At 38.8% G+C, this 24,871-nt stretch carries 19 protein-coding genes; 16 read left to right on the forward strand and 3 right to left on the reverse strand.

The window, feature by feature from the left end:
- Positions 1 to 6 precede the first annotated feature (6 nt).
- From AC570I_RS03275 to AC570I_RS03330, 12 genes are all read left to right on the forward strand, one after another.
- Positions 7 to 1,332 carry an inositol-3-phosphate synthase gene (locus tag AC570I_RS03275; RefSeq protein ID WP_497404331.1) on the forward strand — a complete coding sequence of 442 codons (1,326 nt, stop codon included), beginning with the start codon at positions 7 to 9 and terminating at the stop codon, positions 1,330 to 1,332.
- Positions 1,332 to 1,787, forward strand: a complete 456-nt coding sequence (locus AC570I_RS03280) for a phosphatidylglycerophosphatase A family protein (protein ID WP_497404332.1) — start codon at positions 1,332 to 1,334, stop codon at positions 1,785 to 1,787. Before AC570I_RS03275 ends, AC570I_RS03280 begins: the two co-directional genes overlap by 1 nt.
- The gene (locus AC570I_RS03285) at positions 1,788 to 2,168 is read left to right on the forward strand and encodes a GtrA family protein (protein WP_497404333.1); all 381 of its coding nucleotides are present in this window, start codon (positions 1,788 to 1,790) and stop codon (positions 2,166 to 2,168) included.
- Positions 2,169 to 4,712, forward strand: a complete 2,544-nt coding sequence (locus AC570I_RS03290) for a DUF5686 and carboxypeptidase-like regulatory domain-containing protein (RefSeq protein ID WP_497404334.1) — start codon at positions 2,169 to 2,171, stop codon at positions 4,710 to 4,712. It begins immediately after the preceding gene.
- A gap of 10 nt (positions 4,713 to 4,722) precedes the next feature.
- Positions 4,723 to 5,997 carry a DUF4833 domain-containing protein gene (locus AC570I_RS03295; protein WP_497404335.1) on the forward strand — a complete coding sequence of 425 codons (1,275 nt, stop codon included), beginning with the start codon at positions 4,723 to 4,725 and terminating at the stop codon, positions 5,995 to 5,997.
- 13 nt (positions 5,998 to 6,010) lie between these two features.
- Positions 6,011 to 6,631 carry a sterol desaturase family protein gene (locus AC570I_RS03300; RefSeq protein ID WP_497404336.1) on the forward strand — a complete coding sequence of 207 codons (621 nt, stop codon included), beginning with the start codon at positions 6,011 to 6,013 and terminating at the stop codon, positions 6,629 to 6,631.
- Entirely contained in the window at positions 6,618 to 7,574 is a 957-nt protein-coding gene (locus AC570I_RS03305) for a phosphatase PAP2 family protein (protein WP_497404337.1), read from the forward strand. Before AC570I_RS03300 ends, AC570I_RS03305 begins: the two co-directional genes overlap by 14 nt.
- A 669-nt stretch (positions 7,575 to 8,243) precedes the next feature.
- Positions 8,244 to 9,461 carry a Pycsar system effector family protein gene (locus AC570I_RS03310; RefSeq protein ID WP_497404338.1) on the forward strand — a complete coding sequence of 406 codons (1,218 nt, stop codon included), beginning with the start codon at positions 8,244 to 8,246 and terminating at the stop codon, positions 9,459 to 9,461.
- A gap of 7 nt (positions 9,462 to 9,468) precedes the next feature.
- Positions 9,469 to 11,496, forward strand: coding sequence for a polyphosphate kinase 1 (gene ppk1, locus AC570I_RS03315; RefSeq protein ID WP_497404339.1), 2,028 nt, complete (start codon positions 9,469 to 9,471; stop codon positions 11,494 to 11,496).
- Between the two features lie 7 nt (positions 11,497 to 11,503).
- A complete protein-coding gene (locus tag AC570I_RS03320) occupies positions 11,504 to 12,403 on the forward strand; it encodes an SdiA-regulated domain-containing protein (protein ID WP_497404340.1) in 900 nt (299 codons plus the stop codon).
- 38 nt (positions 12,404 to 12,441) lie between these two features.
- The gene (locus AC570I_RS03325) at positions 12,442 to 16,047 is read left to right on the forward strand and encodes a metallophosphoesterase (RefSeq protein WP_497404341.1); all 3,606 of its coding nucleotides are present in this window, start codon (positions 12,442 to 12,444) and stop codon (positions 16,045 to 16,047) included.
- A gap of 138 nt (positions 16,048 to 16,185) precedes the next feature.
- Positions 16,186 to 18,597, forward strand: a complete 2,412-nt coding sequence (locus AC570I_RS03330) for a GAF domain-containing protein (protein ID WP_497404342.1) — start codon at positions 16,186 to 16,188, stop codon at positions 18,595 to 18,597.
- 92 nt (positions 18,598 to 18,689) lie between these two features.
- Here the strand turns inward: AC570I_RS03330 and AC570I_RS03335 are convergent, their stop codons facing one another.
- Positions 18,690 to 20,648, reverse strand: coding sequence for an LTA synthase family protein (locus tag AC570I_RS03335; RefSeq protein WP_497404343.1), 1,959 nt, complete (start codon positions 20,646 to 20,648; stop codon positions 18,690 to 18,692).
- A gap of 168 nt (positions 20,649 to 20,816) precedes the next feature.
- On the opposite strand from AC570I_RS03335, the gene AC570I_RS03340 reads away from it, so the two are divergent.
- Complete coding sequence (locus AC570I_RS03340) at positions 20,817 to 21,173, forward strand: response regulator (protein WP_047797393.1); 357 nt, start codon at positions 20,817 to 20,819, stop codon at positions 21,171 to 21,173.
- On the opposite strand, the gene AC570I_RS03345 is transcribed toward AC570I_RS03340, so the two are convergent.
- Together AC570I_RS03345 and AC570I_RS03350 are read right to left on the reverse strand one after the other, a co-directional pair.
- Complete coding sequence (locus AC570I_RS03345; RefSeq protein ID WP_497404344.1) at positions 21,174 to 22,478, reverse strand: ABC1 kinase family protein; 1,305 nt, start codon at positions 22,476 to 22,478, stop codon at positions 21,174 to 21,176.
- Positions 22,479 to 22,484: 6 nt separating this feature from the next.
- Positions 22,485 to 23,138: a TetR/AcrR family transcriptional regulator gene (locus AC570I_RS03350; protein ID WP_497404345.1), complete on the reverse strand. Its 654-nt coding sequence runs from the start codon at positions 23,136 to 23,138 to the stop codon at positions 22,485 to 22,487.
- 222 nt (positions 23,139 to 23,360) lie between these two features.
- On the opposite strand from AC570I_RS03350, the gene AC570I_RS03355 reads away from it, so the two are divergent.
- The 3 genes from AC570I_RS03355 to AC570I_RS03365 all read left to right on the forward strand — a co-directional run bounded on the left by AC570I_RS03355 (position 23,361) and on the right by AC570I_RS03365 (position 24,745).
- Complete coding sequence (locus tag AC570I_RS03355; protein ID WP_497404346.1) at positions 23,361 to 24,215, forward strand: HD domain-containing protein; 855 nt, start codon at positions 23,361 to 23,363, stop codon at positions 24,213 to 24,215.
- Between the two features lie 115 nt (positions 24,216 to 24,330).
- Positions 24,331 to 24,471, forward strand: coding sequence for a twin-arginine translocase TatA/TatE family subunit (gene tatA / locus AC570I_RS03360; RefSeq protein WP_497404347.1), 141 nt, complete (start codon positions 24,331 to 24,333; stop codon positions 24,469 to 24,471).
- A 73-nt stretch (positions 24,472 to 24,544) separates the two neighbouring features.
- Positions 24,545 to 24,745 carry a hypothetical protein gene (locus AC570I_RS03365; protein ID WP_497404348.1) on the forward strand — a complete coding sequence of 67 codons (201 nt, stop codon included), beginning with the start codon at positions 24,545 to 24,547 and terminating at the stop codon, positions 24,743 to 24,745.
- Positions 24,746 to 24,871 lie beyond the last annotated feature (126 nt).

Genomic DNA, 24,871 nt, shown 5'->3' on the forward strand with positions numbered 1-24,871 from the left:
ATAGAAATGACAGAACAAGTAAAATCAGCTAATGGAAAGCTTGGAATATTAATGCCAGGGCTTGGTGCAGTAGCTACAACAATGATTTCTGGAGTGGCTGCGGTAAAAAAAGGCCTATCTAAACCTATCGGCTCACTTACTCAAATGGGTACGATCCGCATTGGTAAAAGAACGGAGAAAAAAGAACCTAAAATTAAAGATTTCGTGCCTTTAGCCAATCTTGAGGATTTAGTATTTGGCGGCTGGGATGTTTATGAAGATAACGTTTACGAGGCGGCAATGAATGCCAGAGTGCTTGATGCCAATTTATTACGTGATGTGAAAGAGGAGTTGCAGGCGATTAAACCAATGAAAGCGGCTTTCGACAGAAACTATGTGAAAAACCTTGATGGTACACATATTAAAGACATCGATAACCGTTACGAACTGGCTTTAGCGGTAATGGAAGACATTAAAAATTTCAAAGCTGATAACAATTGCGATCGTATCGTTCTGGTTTGGTGTGGTTCTACGGAGATTTATTTCGAAGCTTCAGAGGTACACGATTCATTAGCTGCCTTTGAACAAGGTTTAAAAGATAATGATGCCCGCATTGCACCAAGTATGATTTACGCTTACGCTGCATTGAAATTAGGTATTCCTTTTGCTAATGGTGCGCCAAATTTAACTGTAGATATTCCTGCATTAATCGAATTGGCTAAAGAGACCAATACACCAATTGCCGGTAAAGATTTCAAAACAGGCCAAACTTTAATGAAAACCATTCTGGCTCCAGGGCTTGCTGCACGTTCATTAGGTGTTAACGGATGGTTCTCTGATAACATTTTAGGAAACCGTGATGGTTTGGTTTTAGATGATCCGGATAATTTTAAAACTAAAGAGGTTTCGAAATTGGGGGTACTGGAAGATATCTTCAAACCTGAGCTTAACCCTGATTTATACGGTGATATGTACCACAAAATTAGAATCAACTATTATCCTCCTCACGGTGATAATAAAGAAAGCTGGGACAATATCGACATCTTCGGTTGGTTAGGCTATAAAATGCAGATCAAAATCAATTTCCTTTGCCGTGATTCAATTTTAGCAGCACCAATTGTATTGGATTTGGCATTGTTTATTGATTTGGCTCAAAGAGCGAACATGTCGGGTGTTCAGGAATGGTTATCGTTCTATTTGAAGTCACCACAAACCATTCCTGGTGTACCTGCCGAGAATGATATTTTCAAACAACTAATGAAACTTCAAAATACCTTGCGCTACATGATGGGTGAAGACTTAATCACACATTTAGGTCAGGATTATGAAGAAGAAGTGATCGAAACAGCATAGTGTTATTTCACAAAATCATATCAACCGGTCTGGGAATTGGCTACATTGGAAAAGGTGCAGGCACAGTTGCGGCTGTTGCTACCTGCTTTTTCTGGTGGCTTTTCCAGACCGATTATACCAATCCATATTTATGGCCATTTCTAATTACCATGTTTCTGCTGATGTTAGGCATATACAGCGGAAATGTAGTGGAAGAAATCTGGGGTAAAGACCATCAAAGAGTAGTAATTGATGAGGTTGTGGGGATGTGTATTGCGCTCTTATATGTTCCGCTAAAATGGCCTTACGTACTTATTGCACTTATACTTTTTAGGTTTTTCGATATTTTAAAACCCCTTTACATTCGCAAGCTTGAAGCTTTGCCGGGAGGCTGGGGCGTAATGGCCGATGATGTGCTGGCAGGTATTTATGCTAACCTGATCCTTCAGTTCATATTGTTATTCAACCTGTTGTAAATGGCTTTTCTTACCTATATCAAGGCACAGGGATCTTCTTTGACTGCCTCTGCCGTCGACTTTTCTATTACCGTTATTACGCATAATTATTTCGGTTTATGGTATGTATTGGCAAGTGTTTTCGGAACAGTAAGCGGTGGTGTGGTTAACTTTTATGTAAACCGCAAGTGGGTGTTCGAAAGCCAGTCGCCGGATATGAAAAGGCAAATTGCCCGGTACATATTGGTATGGGTGGGCAATCTGATTATTGTTACTGCGGGCGTATACCTGCTTACCCACTTTTTTAATCTCAATTACGTAGTCTCTAAAATAATCATATCGGTAATAACTGGCTTAAGTTACAATTACATCATGCAAAGGCAGTTTATTTTTACAAGCTAAATGAAAGCCATTAGTACATCCTTTTTATTTGTGTTATGCTGCCTGACGCTGCAGTTTCATGCTTTTGCACAGCGAACCGTAGTTTCGGGAACTGTTCGTGACGCCGCTACTAAAGAAACCTTGCCAAATGTTACTGTTTTCTTTAAAGACACCAGGATCGCTACACAAACTGATATTAACGGAAAATACACCATTGTTGCTCCTTCAGCACAACAGGCGCTCAGTTTTAATTATGTCGGCTACCTTAGTGCCAGCAGATCTGTAATTCCATCCGCTACACAGGAAATCAATGTTTCCCTGGCGGCAGATTCGAAATCTCTGGATGAAGTGGTGGTAATTGGTGGTAAAAAGGTGCGGTACCGCAATAAAGACAACCCTGCTGTGGAGCTCATCAGGCAGGTGATTGCACATAAAGATGAAAACAGGATTACCAGCTACAATACTGTAGCCTTTAAGAAATATGAGAAAATGCTGTTTTCAGTGAGCAATCTCTCTGATAAGTTTAAAAGTAAAAAAATGTTCCGCAATTACCAGTTTCTGTTTCAGGAACAGGATTCAACATTGGTTGGCGGAAAAAACCTGTTACCGGTTTACATTCAGGAGAGATTATCGGATCTGTACCTGAGTAAATCACCTGAGAAAAGTAAGACTGTTATTTTAGGGGAAAAACAAGTGAATTTTGATGGTCGTTACATCGACAATAAAGGGATGAAAACCTATCTTGAACGCATGTACCAGGATATCGACATCTATAAAAACAACATTTCTGTAGTGAGTAATGAGTTTCTTAGTCCGATTTCGGATGGTGCTCCGGCATTTTACAAATTCTTTATTACTGATACCATTAAAACCCAGAAGCCCGAGGTAATTGAACTATCTTTTACACCCCGGAATACGACGGATATGTTGTTTGAAGGGAAAATTTATGTTACCAACGACAAGCATTATGCTGTTACAGGCGCATCTTTTGGGGTCAACAAAAACATCAATCTTAACTTTGTACGAGCTTTAAAGATCAAGCTGAATTTTGAGCCGAACAGCAGCGGCAAGTATAGCTTATCTAAAAGCAACCTAATTGCCAATTTCGGTGTAGGTAAAACTAAAGGCATTGGCTTTACAGGCGACAGAACGGTAACTTTTAAAAATTATGAGTTCGACGCCAAATTGCCTGATACCGTTTTCACCGGTAAAAGTACTGTTGTGGTGGCTGGCGCAGATAAAAAGAGCGATCAGTTTTGGGAGCAGAACAGGTTGGATACCATTTCTAAAAATCAGCTAAAGATTTATGGTAATATCGATACCCTGCAGAATCTGCCTTCCTTTAAACGAACCATGAAGATTGTGACCTTGTTATTTGCCGGTTATCAAAATCTAGGGCCTTATGAGATCGGGCCGGTAAATACTTTCTACAGTTTTAATAATGTGGAAGGTTTAAGGCTGCGGATTGGGGGAAGAACTACTCCTGAATTAAGCAAGCGTTATTATTTTGAAAACTATGTGGCTTATGGGATCAAAGATGAAAAATGGAAGTATTTCTTATCGGCAACTTATTCGCTCAACAACAAATCGATATATGAGTTTCCGCAAAACTACCTCCGGGCAAGTTTTCAAAGGGACACTAAAATTCCCGGGCAGGAGCTTCAGTTTGTGCAGGAAGATAACTTTTTGCTATCTTTTAAAAGAGGGGTGAACGACATGTTGCTCTACAACGACTTTTATCGTTTTGATTATGTAAAGGAATTTGAAAACCACTTTTCTTATAGTTTAGGATTGAAAAAATGGAGTCAGACTCCGGCTGGTGGCTTAAAATACCTGGACGGAAACAGCCGCCAGATTGATCGCCTGACTACGAGTGAAATTTCATTGCAATTAAGGTATGCACCTAATGAAAAATTTTACCAGGGTAAAATTTACAGGGTGCCTATTGCCGACCGTTATCCGGTGTTTAATTTACGATATACCGCCGGGCTAAAAGGCGTGTTGGGAGGCGAATACAATTACCATAATTTGATGGGCAGTATTGATAAGCGTTTTTATCTTTCGCAGCTGGGCTATAGTGATTTTTCTGTAGAGGGATCTTACATTGCCGGAAAAGTTCCATTTCCATTGCTGGCCATACACCGCGCTAACCAAACATACGCCTATCAGCTTAATTCATATAACCTGATGAACTTCCTGGAGTTTGTGAGTGATCATTATGTAAGCGTAAATATAGATCATAATTTCAACGGGTTCTTTTTTAATAAATTACCATTAATCAAAAAACTGAAGCTGAGAGAGGTGCTATCATTTAAAGCCCTTTATGGCGGATTAAGGGACGAGAACAATCCTGCGCTGAGCACGGGCGTGTACCAGTTCCCAACATTTGAAAGCGGTTTGCAACGTACCAACGCTTTGGGTAGTAAACCTTACATGGAAGGAAGTGTAGGCGTTGGAAATATTTTTAAGCTGTTAAGGGTTGATTTGGTGAAAAGATTCAATTATCTTGATAATCCCGACGTTTCGGAATGGGGCATAAGGGCAAGGGTAAAATTTGACTTTTAAATTGAAGAAAATGAAAATGAGAGATCGCCTGCAACAGGGCATATACACCGTAATTAATCCTTTCGTTAAAGGTTTAATTAAACTGGGACTCACGCCGAATATGGTTACCACCATTGGTTTACTGCTCAATATTGGCGTAGCCATTGTTTTTGTGCTTGGAGCAGAAAAATCCAATCGAGGAGACATGTCATACATTGGATGGGGAGGATCACTGGTGCTTTTTGCCGGTTTATTCGATATGCTCGACGGGCAGGTAGCCCGTTTGGGAAACATGAGTTCAAAATTTGGGGCCATGTACGATTCGGTTTTAGACCGTTATAGTGAAATGATTATGTTCCTGGGGATATGCTACTATCTGGTTTCTCATCACTATTTCCTCAGTTCATTGTTTGCTTTTATTGCCATGATTGGTTCAATGATGGTGAGTTATACCCGTGCAAGAGCAGAAGGCCTGGGCGTAGAATGTAAGGGCGGCTTAATGCAGCGCCCGGAAAGGGTGGTTACCATCGGTGTTTTCGCTATCGCTTGCGGCATTGCCGGACATTTTCTGGGTGGGGATTATAAAATTTTTATGCCAGGCATTGCTTTTCATGTGTTTGAAACCATGTCGATATTCACCCTGCCCATTACTCTGATGGCTGTAATGACCAATATTACTGCGGTTAATCGTTTGCTGGAAGCTAAAAAAGGACTTGAAGCAATGGAGAAAGAAGAAAGAAAGGGAGGCATTAAAGCAGCTGTATTGGTTGGCACGTTACTGATTTCGGGACTGGGATTTGTAAGTAATGCCAGTGCTCAGGATGACCCATCGCCTTTGACTTTTCCTACACCGAAAAATATTAGCAACCAGTTGTTTTATGTACAGCGCGATCCGAATACAAATACCATTATCTGCCAGCTGAACACAGATAAAAATGGGGAAGTAGTAAAAGATGAACCAGTAAATGTTTTCTGGATTCGTTATGGCGATAATGGCGAAAAGAAAGAGCTGAGTTATATTCAGCGGAAGTTTGCCTACGGCATCCTTACCAAAAACCTGGGAAACGGTCAGTTTGAGTTAAGGTTTACATCACACAAAAAATTACCCATGTATCTGTACAAATCAGCTACAGATAAAAAATACCATGTCTACGCAACCATTAATAATAAAAAAATGCAGCTGGACCGCATTTTCTTGAGGATTGAGGGTGGCTCATTCTGGCTGCCCAATGTAAAATATGTCGAAATAAAAGGGCATGATGCTGCAGAGCCCGCGAAATCTTTAACCGAGCGTATCAAAATTTAATGTCTGTAAATCCATGAAAAAGAATTTTGTTTCTAATTCTTCTGCATCTATCAGGATGTTCAAGAATGATTTTTTGGAAAGTTTATCGAAAGTCCGTTTTTACGTACCCCTGATCGTATATGTTCCAGTAATTGTGTTTCTGGGATGGCAATCGCTTTGGGAGTTGGGAGTGCCATTAATTAATTTTATAGGCTGGTTTTTTATTGGGCTGGGTATCTGGACCCTCACCGAATATGTGTTACACCGTTATGTATTCCATTTTGAGCCAAAGGTGGAGTTTGGCAAAAGAATCCATTTCATTTTTCATGGCGTGCACCACGATTATCCCAATGACGCGAAAAGACTGGTGATGCCGCCCTCGGCAAGTATCCCGATGGCGCTGGGTTTCTATTTTTTGTTTAAATGGTTATTGCCTGTTCCGGGGCTGAATCCATTCTTCTCGGGCTTTATGGTGGGTTACCTGTTTTATGATATGGTGCATTATGCCCTTCATCACGCCAATTTTAAAAGCGGCTTCTGGAAAAAGCTGAAGCAACATCACATGTTACACCACTATTCAGATTCGACCAAAGGTTATGGTGTAAGCTGGACTTTCTGGGATCATATATTCAGATCGAACTTTGAAAAAAAATAACGTGCAGGAAATCAGTTTCGTTAATAACAGGTTTTATTCGCTGAAAAACATTTATACCGTTTCTCTGCTTGCAGTGGCCTATTTGCTGCTGTCATTTGTTCTCGTTGGCTTTAAAGTAGACCAGCTGGTGTTGATTTTTATTTTTGGTTCTCTTTTTTTTATTTCAAAAAATACAAGAAGGTTTATTTTGGGCTTTTCGATATTCATCGTGTATTGGATATTATTCGATTACATGAAAGCTTTTCCCAATTACCTGTTTAATGAGGTGCATATAAAGGGCTTGTATGAAACTGAAAAAAGCCTGTTTGGCATCAATGGTGGAGGTATGCTGCTTACTCCTAATGAATACCTGAAATTGCACCACATTGTGTTTCTGGATGTGTTAACGGGGTTTTTCTATCTGATGTGGGTGCCGGTGCCACTGGCATTTGCTACTTATCTGTTTTTAAAAAACAAAAATCAGTTTGTGAAGTTCTCGCTTACTTTTGTTTGGGTGAACCTCATTGGCTTTGTGATTTACTATCTTTTTCCAGCTGCACCACCGTGGTATATACAGGAACATGGTTTTGGATTCATTGCCAATACTGCAGGTAATACAGCTGGCCTTTCCCGCTTCGACCAATACTTTCATATCAGTCTTTTTCAGGGCATATACAGTAAAGGCTCAAATGTGTTTGCGGCCATGCCTTCCCTTCATTCATCTTACCCGGTAATTGTTTGTTACTATGGCTTCAGAAATAAACTGGGTAAAATCAATGTATTTTTCGTAACTGTAATGTTGGGGATCTGGTTTTCGGCAGTATATACCAGTCATCATTATGTACTCGATGTTTTGGCAGGGATAACCTGTGCTCTTTTCGGAATCCTTTCTTTTAATTATCTGATTAAAAAAACATCCCTTAAAAGCTTTATCACTTACCTGGTGAAACATATTTCAGAATAAACCCCTAATTTATTATACACCTTTTGGTGATAAAAGCTGATTTTATCGTCAAAAGGGATTTAAAAGTCGTTTTGAGTTTAAATAAGTTAAAAAGTAGTTGAAATAGAGAGATTTGTAGTTCTATTTGCCTGTATTAAAATTATAATTTTATATTTTTGATATACAAACAACTATCATATCCTTATTATTCCTTAATCATGACTGCAACAGAAAAATTTACCGTTGTAAAAACGTCCCCTGTGTGCCCAAAATGTAAAAATTTTGAAACGTACAGAATACCCAGAGGTTTTCTATTTAAGTCGATATTGCCTTTTATAAACATTAAACGTTATAAATGCTATCGCTGCTACAATAAGTTCTACGTAATGTAGTAAGCGACCTACGGCTTTACTATCTTTCTCGAAACAACTGCCACTTATAGCCCTTAATTTTAAATTAAGGGTTTTTTTATTGCCTTCGTTCTGCACAATCTGCAACTGAATGATTTGCTTTTCAATTACTTAATATTTAAAAAATGGCCTGTGCTGATCATTTGACTAATTCATCAGGATTTACTAAAAATTAGCGTATTTTTAGAAACCATAAAAAAGGAAAACAATTTTAGCTAAAAGTTATTTTAAGGAATGTGTTTTCTCTAGTTTAGAACTTTAACACCATCAAAACGACCTTATGAACTATAAACAATTGCAGCAAGATGCGGAAAATTATGTAACTGACTATTTCCATACACACAATGATCCACGGCTGGTTTATCATAATTTGGAGCACACCAAAGAGGTTGTTGCAGCTGCTCAGCAAATTGCCAATCATTATCAGCTGAATGAAAGGGATTTTTTTACAGTAACAGTAGCGGCATATTTTCATGATACAGGTTATTTTGAAGATGCCATTAACCATGAGCAGAAAGGAGCTGAACTGGCAGGGCAGTTTTTAGCGGTACATCACCTTGATGAAGAAATAGGTGCTCAGGTTAAACAGGCTATTTTATCTACCAAAATTCCTCAGTCGCCAGAAACTCAAATTGATAAAATCCTTTGTGATGCGGATTTATTTCACCTTGGTTTAATCGATTTTAGAAAGAAAGGTAAGCTTATGCACAAAGAGGCGGAGTTGCTTTACAAAAAGGATATTTCGAAGCAAGAGTGGCGCAAGCGGGATATCCAGTTTATGGAAACCCACCGTTACCATACCGACTATGCTATTTTGTTGCTCAACGATCAGAAGCAAGACAACATCAGCAAGCTGAAAAGTAAGCTTACCGTTCAGGAAGAAATTTCGGTTGAACAGGAAGAACCTAAAAACTTCGCTCCTGCAGTGGTACAGGGTAAAAAGAATAAAAAAGAGAAAAATGGCAGGCCAGATAAAGGAATTGAAACGATGTTCAGAATTACTTCGGCGAATAATCAGCGCCTGAGTGACATGGCAGATAATAAAGCGCACATTTTGATTACGGTGAACTCCATTATGCTTTCGTTGATTGTGAGTTTATTGCTCCGCCGGCTTGAAGATCATGGTAACCTGATTATACCCACTTTTATTTTGCTCATCGTGAGCTTAACATGTGTGGTGGTATCGATACTATCTACGCGCCCTTCCATTCCAAAAGGGGAATTTACCAAAGAGGATATGGATAATAAAAAGGTTAACCTGCTGTTTTTTGGTAACTTTTACAAAATGAGTTTACCCAGTTACACCGAGGGTATGATTAAGGTAATGAATGATACAGATTTTCTATACGGAACGCTGATCACCGACGTATACTCGCAAGGGGTAGTATTGGGCCGCAAATACAAGCTTATTCGCCTGGCTTATAATATTTTTATGTGGGGCTTAATTGCTGCGGTTTTTGCCTTCGTGATTGCCTATGCTGCTTACGGAAAACTTTAAAAAATAAATGGCTGTAACTACATACTTCAACAGGGACTTAAGCTGGCTAAAGTTTAACGAAAGGATATTGATGGAGGCAGAGCGGAATACAGTACCGCTTTTAGAACGAATTAAGTTTCTTTCGATCTTTTCTTCCAACCTGGATGAGTTTTACCGGGTGAGAATGCCCGTCCTGCTGGCTTTCGAAAAGCTAAGTAATCGTGAGGACAATGATATCAAGATTCAGGATGACCTTTTAAAATCCGCCAATGATTTAATTGCAGATCAGCAACAGCGGTATGGCAAAGTATTACGACAGGATATTATCCCTCAGCTTAAGGAACATCACATTCACCTGATTTATGGTACTTCTTATCCCGAAGAGATTGGAAAAATCATTACGCAGTATTTCCTGAGTCAGGTACTGGCTTTTTTACAGCCGGTTTTTTTAACGGAACAGACCGATTTTTTTCCATCCAATAACAAGCTTTATTTCATTGTTTCGCTCCAGGTTCAAGGAGAATTCAAAACAGTTGTGCTAAACATCCCATCGGATGACCTGCCCAGATTCTACAAGGTTGATCGGGAAAAAGAGATATTTGTGGTTTTTCTCGATGATATAATACGGTACCATCTGGACAGGATTTTTCCGGATGCGGAGGTAAAGGGTTGTTACAGTTTTAAAATTACCCGGGATGCTGAAATTGATCTGAAAGATGAATATTCAGGTAATTTATCCGAACAGCTGGAAAAGCAGTTACTAAAACGGGATTTAGGTCTCGCTACACGCTTTTTGCATCAGCCAGACATTCCCGATGAGGTGATGAGATTAGTGAAGAAGGTTTTCAATTTAAAGAAAGCCAACAGGATAGAAGGCGGAAAATACCATAACCTCAAAGATTTCATTGCGTTCCCGGTAAAATCAAATCACCTTTCCCAGCCCTCCTGGCCTAAGCTCTGCAACACAAACATTATCGATGGCACGCTTGCCGAATCAATATACAAACAGGATATCATTGTTCATACACCCTACCAAAGCTACGACAGCATCCTTCGTTTTTTTAACGAGGCGGCAATAGATGCTACTGTGGAAGAAATCTATGTAACCCTATATCGGGTAGCCAGCGATTCAAAAATTGTGAATGCGCTGATGAGCGCTGCAAAAAATGGAAAAAAGGTTACGGTGCTGGTTGAGCTGAAAGCACGTTTTGATGAAGAAAACAACATCAAATGGGCTAAAAAGATGAAAGCTTCTGGCGTAAATATCATTTATAGCGTTACCGCGTTAAAGGTGCATGCTAAAGTTGCCCTGGTAAAACGTAAAGTGCACGGAAGGATGCATTATGCCGGGCTTTTTGCTACCGGCAATTTTAATGAAAGCACGGCAGCATTTTATACCGATCACATATTGATGACAGCCGATAAGGAGATGTTGAGGGAAGTGGAGTTGCTTTTCATTTTCCTGGCCAAGCGGGTTAAACCTGGTCCTGATCACTTTATTGAATTTAAACATCTTCTGGTAGCACAGTTTAATTTACAGGAGCGCTTTTTACAGTTAATTGACCGGGAAATTGAGCAGGCTAAGCTGGGGAAAGATGCCGCTATCACCATCAAAATGAATAACCTTGAAGAGAAAGTTTTGATCAGTAAACTTTATGAAGCTTCGCAGGCCGGGGTGAAGATCGAGCTGATTGTACGGAGTATTTGCAGGCTGATAGCCGGTGTAGCGGGCATGAGCGAAAATATTAAGATCATGAGAATTGTAGACAGGTACCTGGAACATGGTAGGGTTTTTGTGTTCCATAATCAAGGTAACCCTGACGTTTTTCTCGGTTCTGCAGATTGGATGAATAGAAATATCTATAGAAGAATAGAGGTTTGTTTCCCGATTAAAAACCATAAAATTAAGCAGGAGATTCTAGACATCATCACTATCCAGAAACAAGATAATGTGCAGGCTGTTATAATTGATGCAGAAATGAACAACGTCCCTGTAAACAATAATGAGAAAAGAGTGGCTTCACAGGAGGCCATTTACGAGTACTTAAAAGATTAATTACCCTATGAAAAAAAATAAAAACGGAATAGCCATCGCATTGGCCTTATCGGCAGTGGTTTTTGTAGCAGCATCCTGCGTGAATGAAAAACATGATGAGCAGGCATCCTCAGAAAATACAGTTAGCGCTTCAGGTAAAACTGCATTTCCTTACGACCTGGAAAATCCTGTAAAGTATACCATGCCTCAAAACCTGTTTGAGATTTCAGGGATTGTTTTCCATCAAGGTAATGCAAAAGAGGTTTTTGCCATTCAGGATGAAGACGGCGATTTGTTCCACCTGGGACTAAGCGATAAGGAGTCGAAATTTACAAAATTTGGCGGAAAAGGTGATTATGAAGACGTAACCATTATTAATGACTATGCAATTGTTTTGAAAAGTAATGGTGAGCTGCATACATTCCCGCTTTCGGGAATCAGTGGTCCGGAAGCAAAGGATGTTGTAAAAACAAAAGATCTGGTACCCAAAGCCGAGTATGAAGGGCTGGCCGCCGATGAGCAAGCAGGAAAGATTTTTGTGCTGACAAAAGAAGTGAAGAAAGGTAAAACGAATCAGACTGATGTATTTTCATTCAGATTTGATGCCGGTAAATTTACGGCCGATAAAACCTACAGCCTGCCGTTTAAGGAAATAGCTGAAGTAGCAGCCGATAGTAAAGTTAAGTTCCATCCTTCGGCTTTAGCTAAAAACCCCTCTACCGGAGAATGGTACATTTTATCGTCAATCAATAAGTTACTGTTGATAACGGATGCAGATTTTAAGATTAAAACGGCTTATCCGCTTAAAGGCAGCTTTTTTAATCAGCCTGAAGGGATTGCTTTTGATAAAGAAAATAACCTTTATATCTCAAATGAAGGTGGAACGCTGTCTGCCGGGAATATCCTGTTATTTAAACTGAAAAAGTAATAGGTTAAAAATACTTATCTTTATATAAACGCCTGACTATGATTAAAAGATTTACCCTATTTATTATTTTGCTGTTAACACGGTTTATTGTTTTAGCACAGGATGATGTAAAATATCGTGTTATTCTTTTTGGAGACGCCGGAGAAATGAACCCTGCACAAATGCAGGACTTAAAAAATGCTGCCAAGCAGATTATCCCAAAAAAAACAACGGTTGTATATCTTGGCGACAATATATATCCAACAGGGATGGGCTTGCCTGGCAGCGTTGAAGAGGAGGAGACAAAAAAGATTTTAAGATCGCAGTTTGAACCGATGCGCAAAATGGGCGCACCGGTTTATTTTATTCCGGGTAACCACGACTGGGATAAATCGGGACCTAAAGGACTGGCGAAAATTAAAGCACAGGATGATTATTTAAAAGCACAAAATGATCCTTTACTCAAACTCATTCCTGATGATGGCTGTCCTGATCCTGTAGCGATTAAGCTGACCGATAAACTTACCATTATTGCTTATGACAGCGAGTGGTGGTTATTTCCATACAACAAAGCAAATCCGGCAGGAGAATGTGATTGCCGAACCAAAGATGAGGTTGTGGTACGTATGGAACAACTCCTGGAGCAGAATAAAGATAAGGTGATATTACTTGCTTCTCATCATCCTTTTCAGAGTTACGGGCCGCATGGTGGTTATTTTAACCTGAGAAACCACCTGTTTCCTTTAACCTCATTAAATAAAAACTTATATATACCATTACCGGTATTGGGCTCAATTTATCCCATGCTGAGATCGACATTGTTGAGTCCCGAAGATTTGAATCACCCGGCTTATAAGGATATGATTAAATCGATAACAGGAGTTTTCGGCGATTACCCTAATGTAACTTACGTTGCAGGACATGAACATGGTTTACAACTGATAAAGGGTAAGCAACTGCAGATCATCAGTGGTTCTGGCTCGAAAGTATCACCCAATAAGGAAGGGAAAACTTCGTTATTCCATGAAATGCAACAGGGTTATGTGGTTGCTGATCAGTTGATGAATAACGACATGCGTTATGAGTATTATGTGTATTCGGATAGCAGTGTTAAAAAGGTTTACAGCTACATCAAGAAATTCGAGTCCATCCCCGCTAAAGTGAGGAACCGGGATAAACCAATCACTGCGGATAGTGTCATTGTGCGTGTAAAGCCCGAATACGATAGCGTAGGACGTTTTCACCGGTATGTTTTTGGAGAGAACTACCGCAAAGAATGGGCTGCCAAAACCAAAGTGCCTGTGTTGCGTATTTCAGAAATGATGGGCGGTTTAAAAGCTACACAGCGTGGGGGTGGAAATCAGTCACGCTCGTTGCGGCTGGAAGATAAAAACGGGAAGGAATATGTATTGCGGAGTATTGAAAAATATCCGGAAGTGTTGTTGCCGGAAGCTTTGAGAAATACGTTTGCCAAAGATATTATCAAAGACAACATGTCTGCACAGCATCCTTTTTCTGCTTTGGTTGTGCCTGAACTGGCTAGAGCAGCTAAGATTCCGCATACTAATCCGGTTATTGGCTGGGTATCGCCCGATGATGGCCTAGGTGAATTTGAACCGGCTTTTGCAAATACACTTTGCCTTTTCGAAGAACGTGAACCCGTTGGTGAATCGGACAGCTCGCCAAAAATGGATAAAAAGCTGACGGATGATAACGATAATAAACTGGATGGTCCGGCCTGGGTACGTGCCAGGGCTTTAGATGTATTGCTAGGCGACTGGGACAGGCATGAAGATCAATGGCGTTGGAAAGAAACCAAAACTAAAGATGGTTCGAAGTATACACCGGTTCCCAGAGATAGAGACCAGGTATTTTACCGTTCGGATGGTTTTCTTCAGCGTTATACACAATCCTCATCACTATTGCCTATGATGCAGGGATATGAAAGACCCATAAAAAACATAAACTGGTTCTTATGGGAGGGAAGGGAGTTAAGCAGTCGCTGGACCGCCAATATTGATGAGGAGGAATTTGATCAGGTTGTAAAGAAGTTCTGTGCCAGTTACAATGATGAAGTTTTTGAAAAGGCATTGCGTAAACTTCCGGAGCCAGGTTATTCGATGCATCATGACGCTTTGTTGTCCACACTAAGGGAACGTATAGCTGATTTACCTAAGATGATGAATGATTATTATCATTTCTTTAACCGTATAGTTGATATTGAACTCACCAATAAAAATGAACTCATCAAAATTACTGACGCTAAGAATAATGGTTTGAGGGTGAAGATCAATAAGATTTCGAAGGAAGGTAATATTAAAGACGAGTTGTTCGATAGAAAGTTTGATCCGAAGGTGACGCGTGAGCTGCGGATTTACATGCACAACGGTAACGATAGCCTGATATTGGATAACAAAAATTCTGGCATCAAAATTCGCATCATCGGCGGCAAGGGGGATAAATACTATGACTTTGCCAAAAGCAATGGTTTTGTAAGGCTTTATGGCAGAAAAACGAAGGCAACCTACCAGGGGGAAGATAAAGATAAAGTGAGAAAGGTAATTTCAAACGACACCTCCAATTTCAGTTATATTCCAAAAGATATGTACCGCAGAAATTCGTACCTGGTTAACGCTGGCTACAATAATGACGATGGTATTTTACTCGGACTGATCTATAACCAAACCAATCCAGGATTCCGGAAGCAGCCTTGGGGGAATTCTCAAACGCTGTCTTTTCTACATTCCTTCTCTACCCGGGCATTTCGTTTCAACTATAAAGGTGAATGGTTGAAAGCATTGGGTAAGGGTGATATTGTAGTTAAAGGCGATGCCTATGCGCCTAACAATACACAAAACTTTTTTGGCCTTGGTAATGACACGCAGTTTGATGAGCATGGTGACGAAATCCGTTATTACCGTGCCCGCTTTAACCTTTACCAGATTGATGCAGCTGTTCGGTGGCGCAGGCCCAAATCTACCTTTTCGATCGGACCATCGTACCAGTACTATAAATTCAACCGTGAGGATAATGATGGACGCTTCATCTTAAATGCCGGTGCACTACATTCATCGGATAGCTTGACGGTACGAAACGAAAAGATGTTTGCCGGTGCAATAGTTAACTTTACCAACAACACCCGTGATAACGACTTGCTTCCTACACTTGGAAGCTACGTGGATTTCAAATTACTGGGCTATAAAGGCGTAAATAAATATTCCAACTCATTTGGTCAGTTTACAGCCAGTATTTCGTTATATAAAAATCTGGATGGAAGAAAGAACTTTATTCTGGCTGACCGCTTTGGTGGGGGTGTAACGGTTGGTAAGCCTGCTTTCTATCAGTCATTATTTTTAGGGGGCCAAGGTAACCTGCTGGGGTACCGCCAGTTCAGATTTGCTGGGGAGCATGTTTTTTATAACAATCTGGAGTTAAGGGCTAAACTTGGCGACCTGGTTAGTTATGTATTACCAGGGCAAATTGGCCTAATGGGTTTGTATGATGTAGGTAGGGTATGGAAAAGAGACGAGGCCTCCCAAACATGGCACCACGGGCTTGGTGGAGGGGTTTATTTTGCTCCCGCATCACTCACAGTTGTTCGATTTGTGATGGGACACTCAACCGATGGGTGGTATCCTTATGTTTCTTTAAATTTTAGGTACTAAATTTGTGTAACATTATTATTGGTGCTTTATCCAAGTATTACGTTAGAAAGACCATTGTTGGTTTAGTATCTGGTTATCTTTGTTGCAGATTAACAAATGATTAACTACTAAAATTTACACTATAGCAGAACATATACAATGAATACTGATGTAATAAAAATACATAAAAACGAATGTATAGGTTGCCAGGTAGAATCTTCGCTGTCTTTTCGCCCCCTTGTGCAATACCTTAAAGACAGGTTAAAAACAGAAAAATCTGTAAAATCAGAATTTTACAGATTTTTGCTTCAAAAAATTGAAAAGGATGATGTGTTGTTGAACAGCATCAGTGCGGAGGAGTTATCGAAATACAAAGATACATTAGAACTTATTTTTACCATCCTCACCCCTTTGATGGATGATGAGGAAGATTTGTTCTGGGCATTAAGTACGCCTATTCCTGATCAGATTTTTTTCAGTACAAATGCTTTTTACCAGTTTTTTAAAGATCACGATCCGAAAAATAAAGTGGTGAAAGATAGTGAGCCTGTAGAAAAAAAGCAGCTTAAATTTATTTATAATATTATTCTCGACCGGTTTTATAATTTCACTTCTGTTTTAAGAAATGAGATTATTTATGGCCATGTTAATGAAAAAACCAAGTTAACCCAATACTATAACATTCAAACGGATACCAAGTTTGTTGATATCCAGCATAGGGGTGAATTGCCGGAGATTAATTTCGAAGAATTAAGTCAGTATTTTCAGGATAATAATGAATTGGAATACCTTATCACACACCTGCCTTTACAAAACTTTCATTTCGAAGGATTCAGCATTATTTCAATTACTGATGTTACCCTGCACCATGCCATTGATGGCATTCGGGATGCGCTGGTTAACCATAATTATCAAACTGAAGCCTATGCGCATGTGATTCAGGCGCTTAAAAGCCTTAGCGGTGATGGCAACCTTGAATTTGGCTTAATGCCATTTTTAACGGTGAATAAAAAACTTGTTTTTGATAATAAGGAGTTTTCTCAAAGTATGCTGATTAACTCGGCAAAAGCATCAAATCTTGAAGAAGAGGTTTTTTATTCTTTAGTTGATAAGTATAAAGAGAATCCCAGAGCCATCTTTGTCAGTTCTATTAACGATGATCAGATAGAGAAAGATCCTTTCTTAAGGGTCTTAAAAGCGGCTGGGGTTTGTTCATATTCAGTATTACCCGTATACTATAATACCCAGCTAGCGGGTGTTTTGGAGGTTTATTCTAATCAGGAGGTTTTGGTGGACGATAAATTGCTTTCGCGTTTAAGGCCTGCCATACCGCTGATTGGTCAGTTATTTCAGTATAGTATCGAAGAATTTGATGCTAAAATGGATGAGGTATTGATGGATAAGTTTACTGCGCTGCAACCTTCTGTTCAGTGGAAATTTAATGAAGCAGTGTGGCATTTCCTTCAGCAACAAAATAGCAACAGCAAAGTAAAAGAAATTGAAACGGTTACATTTAAGCACATGTATCCTTTGTTTGGCGCTATTGATATCAGAAATTCGACCATTGAGCGAAACAGGGCTTTAAAAGACGATTTGAACGTGCTTTTGAATAGCCTGATGGCTGCTTTGAAAGCGATTCGAAAATCTGTGTCTCTGGAGTTGACTGATAAACTTTTATTTAACTGTAAAGACTGGATCAAACGGATTGGTAGCCTGGCTTCTTCTAATGAAGAAAGCCAGTTAAATGAATTTCTGGAAGTGGAAGTTTATCCTTTTCTTTCTATTATTAAAGGGAATGATCTTGAAACAGCCAAAATTGTAGAAGGATATTTCGAGGTTATTGTACCGGAAACCGGTGCGGCTTATGCCAACCGCAGACAGCTTGAGGTATCTATGCAGCTGATCAATACTGAAGTTAGTCAGTATCTTGAAAAATCACAAGCTAATTTACAGGCAAGTTACCCTTGTTATTTCGCCAAGTTCAGGACTGACGGTGTAGAGTATGATATTTACATCGGACAGGAAATTGCGCCACATAAACCTTTTGATTTGCTGTATTTAAAAAATATCAGGTTATGGCAGCTTACTTCAATGGTAGAAATTGCCCGTTTATCAAAAAGCTTAATTGGTGAGATGCCTCGTGCGCTGGAAACCACACAACTTATTTTCATACACTCTAACGCAATAGATATTAGCTTTAGAAACGATGAACGTCGGTTTGATGTGGAAGGTGCCTACAATATCCGTTATGAAGTTGTTAAAAAACGTATTGATAAAGTTTTAGTGAAAGGTAGTGATGAACGCCTCACGCAACCTCACAAAATTGCCATGGTGTATTTCAATCTTGATGAAGCGAAAGAATACATGGAATACATCAAATACATGCAGGTGCAGGGTTACCTAAATGATGACCTTGAGCAGTTGGAACTTGATGAACTTCAAGGTGTTTCAGGATTAAAGGCTTTGCGCGTTGGTGTTAAGTACCCCGAGAAAAATAAGGACATTACCAAAAAGCTGAAACCTAAGGAGCTGAAGTCGATAGAAAAAGAAATCGCAAAAATGCTGGGTTAACCTTTAATCATAATATTAACCCTGTTGAGTTTCGATTCAACAGGGTTTTTTTATTGCTTATTATCTGCCATAGAATTTCTCTATCGCTATGTTTAGTGTTGATGATTTTTAATGCTCAGCTTTCCGTCTTTAAACAAGTCGAAAGCTGTTTGATAGTTGGCAATACCCTCATTGATTATGTTGGCTGAAAGTTTCGCGGCTTTTTGTTCATTTGTAGATTTTTGATATAAATAAGTGTCTACTTTATGTTGGGGACTTAAAAGTACCAAACTATCTCTTTTCAAATAGCCGAGCCTTTGGTATGTACCGATAAAGGCCCTCGGCTGGTATTGATCTGATAAAACATTCTGGCCGAAAAAGCCACTTGTATAACTCCAGCCCAGCAAGTGCCAAAGGGTAGGAAATAGGTCGATTTGCGAAGTCATTTTATCTATATTCATTACCGGATGATTCTTTAGATTTAGGATTATGCATGGAATCTGGTATTTTGAGACGTCTATTTCGTTTTTTCCGGCACTGCTGGCACAATGATCGGCAACAACGATGATGACTGTATTTTTGAACCATGGCTTTTTACTCGCATGATCTAGGAAGTTGCCGATAGCATAATCTGTATACCGAACGGCTGCTTCGCGCGTTCCGGAAGGCAGGCTTATTTTGTGTGCAGGAAAAGTATAGGGCCTGTGGTTGGAAGTTGTCATCACAAAATTATTAAATAAGATGTTGTGCCTGTATTTTTCATCCGCATCCTTGATCACCACGTTAAATATATCTTCATCACAAATTCCCCAGGCATTTTCAAAGGTCACTTCTTTATCTGGTATGATTGTTCTTTTACCTTCGTAGGTCTCATCAAGCAATTTTCGTCCACGGTCTGCAATGTTGTAACCGTTGTTTCCGAAAAAGTGATTCATGTTATCGAAATAGCCATCGCCACCATAAAAAAATGTATTGGTATAGCCATGTTGATTGAAAACATGACCAACAGTGTATAAATCTTCGTTATCCGTTCGTCTTACAATGCTACTGCCTGGGGTGGGTGGAATAGCAAGTGTAAGGGCTTCCATTCCCCGCACAGTTCTGGTGCCTGTAGCATACATATTGCTGAAAAATATACTTTGATTAGCCAGGCTGTCCAGGTTGGGTGTTAGATTATCTTTATTACCATAAAGAGATAAGAATTCTGCACTTAAGCTTTCTACGGTAATCATAATTACATTGGGTTTGTATGCCGAATCTGTTCCGGCTATTTTCCGCAGAATGGTATTCCCGCTTTTAAATGATGCATTTGACTGCCTCAACTGGTTTCGGACAATTGAAAGGGCCTGCTTCTTGTTAATCAACTTATAAAACTCATTGTAGTTTAATTCATTATTTTTAAAAGCAGCAAAGAATGAATAAATACCGGCTTTGCTTAGTTCGTTTGCATATCTGTTATTTCCACATTCAGCAGTACTATTTTTAATAAAAACCGAATAAAGCAGTAATAAAGAAAGGAGAACTGAGGAAATGTAAAAGCGTGTCTTCAGACTCGTATTGCTTTCGAAACTGTTTTTAAAAGCCTTCAAACGGAAAAACAAAAACATGACGCCAGCTGAAATTACTATAATAAGGCCGGTTAAAACTGGAAGTGGATAAGACTCATTAATATTATTGATGACTTCATAAGTATAGATTAAATAATCAACGGCAATAAAATTAAACCTGCTTTGAAATTCCTGCCAAAAAGTCAATTCAGCAAAAAAAGAGAAGAATGTTAACACGATGAACATGAATAGAACTATTTTGGTAATAATAATGTTCCATTTCTGTTTATAGATCTTTTCAGGTAAAATAAGCAGATAAAGCGTGTAAAGTGAACTGATCATGATTGCCGTTCCCAGATCGAAAAATAAGCCAACACCATAAAACCGCAGTATATCAGAAAAACTGAAATCTGCATGTTGTGCCGATTCGATAAAAAGTATGGTACGGACAATGAACGAAAATATTAGGAAGTAAAGGATAAAGCCGGTTAGTAAAGCATAGCGGCTTTTGAATATTTTGGTCATTACGATCAGTGATTGAGCTACAAAGTAACCAACCAATTCTGAAGAAATACTGAACTTTGGGACGGTGCTGAGTATAGTGGTACTCTGATAACATAAATGTTTTGTGAATAGGATATTTAACAAACATTCTTTTTACTATATTTAAAGAAAATTATTCCTTAGTTTTTTATGAAGAAAAAGGTTGTGCTTGTTCAGGATAATAAAGATATCCTAGATATTATGGATCAAGTATTGGAAGAGGAAGGCTTTGTAGTGACGTCGTCGTTAACAACAGAACCCATCGAAAAAATTGACGAAATAAATCCTGACGTAGTGATAGTTGACGATCATATTAAAGGAAAGAAAAAGGGATCTGAAGTGATCAAAGAATTGAAGGCTGATCCTGAAACTGAAGATGTGTCAGCAGTTTTAACTTCCACATCAAACAATATTGCGCAACAAGCCGAAGATTGCAATGCCGATGACTTTATTGAGAAGCCATTCGACATTGAACACATGGTTGAAGTAGTTAAGAAAAATGCCTGATTAACGGTTAAGCGTGGGTTCGTAGGTATCAGTGTTCACTGTAGCCTGAAGTTCGTGTAAAATCTGGTACAAGCCGAAGTTTGTGCGGTTAACATAAATAAAATGCTTAACGCCACGTGCCTGCTTAAATTCCGGCATTTTAGAAATTTTCTCTCCATAAACATACAGCTGGTCGAAGAATTCCGGCCTGCTGAAATCAAAAATTTTACTGATGTATGGTTTCGCAAAAAGGCTGATCATTTCCTTGTAAGATTTATAGTAGAATTCGACCTGTTCATCGGTATCATCTGAATGGATCATATCCAGCTTTCTGAAAGCATCGATGGTCTTCTGTTTATCGTTAATTACGTCGGTGGATATCAATGAGAAAAACGGATAATAAAAGTCATTTGGCATTTCTTTAATACAACCAAAATCGATTACGCCAAGGTTCTGATCGGGTGTGATCATAAAATTGCCCGGGTGTGGATCTGCGTGAACAGCCCCTAATTCATGCTGCTGGAAATTATAGAAATCCCATAGTGCCTGACCGATTTTGTTTCTTAACTCCTGTGAAGGATTGGTTTTGAGAAATTCTTTCAGATGCAAACCTTCTAACCAATCCATGGTAATGATTCGTTTGCCCGATAATTCAGGATAATATTTAGGAAATACGACGTGATCGAGGTTTTTACAATCTTCAGAAAACTGAATCGATCTTTTAACCTCTAGTTCATAATCTGTTTCTTCGAGTAAACGTTCTTCTACTTCTTTAATATAAATATTAAGCTCTCTTTCAGACATGCCCAGCAAACGGAATGCAAAAGGTTTTACCAATTTAAGGTCTGAGGAAATACTATCCCCAACGCCAGGATATTGAATTTTTATGGCCAGTTTTTGGCCGTTAAGAGAGGCCTGGTGTACCTGGCCAATAGAAGCAGCATTGCTTGATACCAGATTAAAAGTATCAAAAATCTGATCCGGAGTTTTACCGAAGTTTTTTGTGAATGTTCTTACAATAAGCGGTCCGGATAGGGGGGGAGCATTGTATTGCGATTGCGTAAATTTATCAACATAAGATTTCGGCAGGATATTTTTATCCATACTTAGCATTTGCGCAATTTTTAAAGCACTTCCCTTCAACTCGCTTAGCGATTTATAGATATCGGTAGCGTTATCCTCATTAAGTTGTGCGCGATCCATTTCTGGATTGAACAGCTTTTTTGAATAGTGTTTGATATAATTACCTCCGATTTGAAAACCGGTTTTAACAAATTTTGCCGAACGTTCTACTTTCGTGGTTGGAATACTCTCTTGTGCCTTCATCTAAAATTACAGTCCCATCTTTTCTTTAAACTTTCCATTGCGTGATAAAAATTTTCCATAGTCGATCAGGTTATCGATTGGAGAATGTTGAAAAAGATCAAAAGTTACATTAATTCCTTTTTCAATGGCTTCATCACTTTTTTCAAAACCATCACTATCATCATTTATCCAGAAATTGACAATAAAAGCAAACTGAATCCAAAGCGCATCTTTGTAACGTTTGCTTAGAAAGCGACGCTCTGCAAGCTCTCCATTATCTAAACCTTCATCTATAATCTCCTGCGCAAAATTTTCAAAAATCGGCTTAACACCTGCAAGGACATCCGGAGTGGAGAATTTGCCTTTAAAATTTTTAAGGCTATATATCACAAAACTTCTTTCGCGCTTCAGGTTTTCCAGGTAACTGTAAAAAAATGAAAGGATCTTTTCTCTTGACGTATATTGCTGCCAAACCTCCTGCTCTTTAATTTTACTGATGGTTTCGAAAGTCAACTCAAACCAAACCGTTTTCTCGATACTTTCAAAAGAGGAGTAAAACTGATAAAAATCAGCTTCGGTTATTTTAAGCTTTTTAGCAAATGAATAAATCGATTTCGGTTTTTCATTGTTTGTTAAAACATAATCAATATATCCGTTTCTAATTTGTTGAGCGGTTGCCATAGTTACTTTTTTACAATGATAACGCTTTAGTGAATACCTTGTTTTATCAGGTAGGTATTTGTTAATCATGTAATTGTAATAATCATTTTCAAAATAAATGAAAGTTTGCTTTTGAGCTAATAAAATTAGTTAGTAATGATGCAATGTTGATATCTTAATTTCTTTTAAGCTAAATATATTAGTAATTTCGGCTTATAATTTATTTAATAACAAAGGGAAAATATGATACAGATAAATGATTTTTTATATGGTAAAATGGATTTCCCGCAGGTGTTTGAAGATCTTTTAAATACAGACGCTTTGAAGCGATTGGGAGGTGTTCATCAAAGTGGTGCAATTTTTCTGGTTAACCCTGATATCTGCCACTCACGCTTAGAGCATGCAATTGGAGTTACCATGCTGATCAAAAAACTTGGTGGATCGGAACTGGAACAAATTGCAGGCTTGCTACATGATATTTCACATACTGCATTTTCCCACGTAGGTGATTATGTTTTCGATCATGTTGAAGAGGATTATCACGAGCAGGTTTTTGCTGAAATTATCTATCGATCCGAAATTCCTGACGTGTTACTGAAATATGGTTATGATGTTAAAGAAATCATATACGGAACATTTGATATCCTGGAACAACCAATGCCTTTTTTATGTGCCGACCGATTAGATTATACTTTACGTGACAGTATACACGGCGGGATTATTTCACGTCAAAGTGCCCGCAACTTCCTATTATCGGTTGTGATGAATAATGGCAGAATGGCCGTTAACGATGATCAGCAGGTGGCCTGGATTAATGAGGTATTTGAAAAACTGAATAATGAGGTATTTAAACTTCCGTTACACCTGTATGCAAACGGGAAGATGGCCGAACTGATAAAAAGGTTTCTGCATAAAGGGCTCCTTAAGGAAAGCGATATGTTTAAAACGGATACGCTGTTGTTAAATAAAATCAGAACGAACTATGAAGGATACGAAGCAATCAAGGCGATTAAGCAACTCAGGGGGTTATCTGAATACATTCGGCATGGTTTATTGCCAAAGATCAAAAACCGAACTTTAAAGGCAATGCTGGTTTAATAAAGCAGCAATCACCTATTGGATTTTTCGTTTCCAGATCAAGCTTTTTTTGAAATGTTTGCTTTTAAAAAAACATTGTCCGGGCTTTTATCGTATATTGTATTAAAACATATATATGTCGGCTATAGAGATCATTTTAATTGGGGTTGTTATATTGTTAATTTTTGGTGGTAAAAAACTTCCTGAATTAATGCGTGGGATTGGAAAAAGTGTTAAGGAGTTTAAAGACGCAAAGGAGGAACCTTTGAAAAAATAACACCTACACATTATTATCGGCCGGGTTCAAAACTTTCTAGGCACAGAGTTGTTCTAAATCAAAGTTTAAGCTCATGGAAAACCACGGTAAAGATCTTTCGAAATCAAATGTGAATACACAGAATCAGGACGAAGCCTCTAAAGGCTTGAACGACTGGAATGATCGTTTGGATGAAAATCTGGAGCCTAAGTCGCATAATGATGAGATAGCTGACGAAAATGCGAAAGATTTTTCCGACCAATTCGGTAGTGGCGATCAGTCTGATCAGGACTAACAAAATCTATATTTTATATAAGCTTCTTATCTATACGTTGAATTAGGCTATCTGTTGACTGAAGCCCATTCTTACACCTTTCTCTCCAGATGAATTGATCATGATCGTTTTAATGATCTTCAATTT

The sequence above is a fragment of the Pedobacter sp. A2324 genome (genome assembly GCF_059693705.1).

Bases quoted from the DNA above. Each gene is read 5' to 3' on its own strand.
- AC570I_RS03330 (WP_497404342.1), top strand. From the start codon at position 16,186: ATGAATACTGATGTAATAAAAATACATAAAAACGAATGTATAGGTTGC.
- AC570I_RS03285 (WP_497404333.1), top strand. From the start codon at position 1,788: ATGGCTTTTCTTACCTATATCAAGGCACAGGGATCTTCTTTGACTGCC.
- tatA (WP_497404347.1), top strand. From the start codon at position 24,331: ATGTCGGCTATAGAGATCATTTTAATTGGGGTTGTTATATTGTTAATT.
- AC570I_RS03320 (WP_497404340.1), top strand. From the start codon at position 11,504: ATGAAAAAAAATAAAAACGGAATAGCCATCGCATTGGCCTTATCGGCA.
- AC570I_RS03290 (WP_497404334.1), top strand. From the start codon at position 2,169: ATGAAAGCCATTAGTACATCCTTTTTATTTGTGTTATGCTGCCTGACG.
- AC570I_RS03275 (WP_497404331.1), top strand. From the start codon at position 7: ATGACAGAACAAGTAAAATCAGCTAATGGAAAGCTTGGAATATTAATG.
- AC570I_RS03365 (WP_497404348.1), top strand. From the start codon at position 24,545: ATGGAAAACCACGGTAAAGATCTTTCGAAATCAAATGTGAATACACAG.
- AC570I_RS03335 (WP_497404343.1), bottom strand. From the start codon at position 20,648: ATGACCAAAATATTCAAAAGCCGCTATGCTTTACTAACCGGCTTTATC.
- AC570I_RS03310 (WP_497404338.1), top strand. From the start codon at position 8,244: ATGAACTATAAACAATTGCAGCAAGATGCGGAAAATTATGTAACTGAC.
- AC570I_RS03295 (WP_497404335.1), top strand. From the start codon at position 4,723: ATGAAAATGAGAGATCGCCTGCAACAGGGCATATACACCGTAATTAAT.
- AC570I_RS03350 (WP_497404345.1), bottom strand. From the start codon at position 23,138: ATGGCAACCGCTCAACAAATTAGAAACGGATATATTGATTATGTTTTA.
- AC570I_RS03355 (WP_497404346.1), top strand. From the start codon at position 23,361: ATGATACAGATAAATGATTTTTTATATGGTAAAATGGATTTCCCGCAG.
- ppk1 (WP_497404339.1), top strand. From the start codon at position 9,469: ATGGCTGTAACTACATACTTCAACAGGGACTTAAGCTGGCTAAAGTTT.
- AC570I_RS03345 (WP_497404344.1), bottom strand. From the start codon at position 22,478: ATGAAGGCACAAGAGAGTATTCCAACCACGAAAGTAGAACGTTCGGCA.
- AC570I_RS03300 (WP_497404336.1), top strand. From the start codon at position 6,011: ATGAAAAAGAATTTTGTTTCTAATTCTTCTGCATCTATCAGGATGTTC.
- AC570I_RS03325 (WP_497404341.1), top strand. From the start codon at position 12,442: ATGATTAAAAGATTTACCCTATTTATTATTTTGCTGTTAACACGGTTT.
- AC570I_RS03340 (WP_047797393.1), top strand. From the start codon at position 20,817: ATGAAGAAAAAGGTTGTGCTTGTTCAGGATAATAAAGATATCCTAGAT.